Genomic DNA, 241 nt, shown 5'->3' with positions numbered 1-241 from the left:
CACCGCAGTAGGCTGTTCGCACAGGTCGTCGAAGGCAAACATCACCTGCCGACCTTGATGGGCCAGTGCGCGCAGGCTGCGTTTGTTGATATCCAGCGTGGCAGGCTGCGCGCCCGGCACGTTCAGTGCCTGGCGCTGCTCGGCGGTGCCGGGCCACATATAGTGACCTTGCGTAAACCGCTGGTGCTCGCGGTTGGCCGGCAGGCTGCGAAAATCGGTGTCGCCGCCGACTTCCAGCACC

At 65.1% G+C, this 241-nt stretch carries 1 pseudogene; it reads right to left on the bottom strand.

The features are described from left to right. Positions 1-241: pseudogene (locus SB756_RS34520) on the bottom strand (cell division protein ZapE); the annotation flags it as partial.

The sequence above is a fragment of the Pseudomonas sp. SIMBA_068 genome (assembly GCF_046534705.1).
In the GTDB taxonomy this organism is placed as follows: Bacteria; Pseudomonadota; Gammaproteobacteria; order Pseudomonadales; family Pseudomonadaceae; genus Aquipseudomonas; species Aquipseudomonas putida.
Note: the sequence above shows the minus strand (reverse complement) of the source record. Positions and strands in the feature narration are given on the sequence as shown.